At 38.3% G+C, this 797-nt stretch carries 1 protein-coding gene and 1 pseudogene; both read right to left on the reverse strand.

What is annotated here, in order from left to right:
• A partial coding sequence (locus H5158_RS22620) for a DUF2931 domain-containing protein (RefSeq protein ID WP_182740976.1) occupies window positions 1-371 on the reverse strand: 371 nt, incomplete at its 3' end.
• A 183-nt stretch (window positions 372-554) separates the two neighbouring features.
• A pseudogene (locus H5158_RS22625) lies at window positions 555-797 on the reverse strand (DUF2931 domain-containing protein); the annotation flags it as partial.

Consider the following 797-nt stretch of genomic DNA (forward strand, 5'->3'; position numbering starts at 1 on the left):
TTCTTAAATACCTCACCTGTCGATAAAGTAAAATAAGGGAGAGATTTAGCTAATTTGTAACCTTTTTTGTCTATTGCAACTTCACCAAAGTAAATTCTATTTTCTGACTTATCTAACCATTCAACAGCTACTTTTTCTGGGAATTTTTGATCGTAAACACTTACCGTCGCTCTTGTTTCACCATAGCAGCACCCAATTGCCCCTGACGGTATTCCCCACTCATCATCAAATACTACAGAGCGCCCCCAAATTGCATTGCCATTTTCGGTGCCGACACCTGCAACCATGTAATCAATTGTTCCTGTTGACGAGCAACCCATTACAAATAATGTAAAAGTGAGTGTGATGAGTAATTTTATGAGGTTGTCCATAATCTATATCCATTTATTAGTTGTGACTGCCATTGCTCACTTTCTTCAGCTTGTTCTGGTTGATTGTAAAAAAGCTCACGTTGTTGGTTTTTAGTGGTGAATTCAGCGTCTTCTTCTGGGTCATGAGCTACGGGCTACCTCTGCGAATACTTTATAGAACATAAGCTTAGGGTCGTGGCTTTACTACTTATTCTCACGCCATTGAGCTTGCCCTGAGCCTAGTTCGTGTAATACATGGCCTGTAAACCCAGCAGATGGTGTATTTGAAATCCAAACTTTGATTTCACCTGATTCACCCATACCGACTATTAAATATGGTTTTATTTTCTTAAATACCTCACCTGTCGATAAAGTAAAATAAGGGAGAGATTTAGCTAATTTGTAACCTTTTTTGTCTATTGCAACTTCACCAAAGTAAATTCTATT

The sequence above is a fragment of the Pseudoalteromonas sp. SR45-6 genome (genome assembly GCF_014163545.1).
In the GTDB taxonomy this organism is placed as follows: Bacteria; Pseudomonadota; Gammaproteobacteria; order Enterobacterales; family Alteromonadaceae; genus Pseudoalteromonas; species Pseudoalteromonas rhizosphaerae.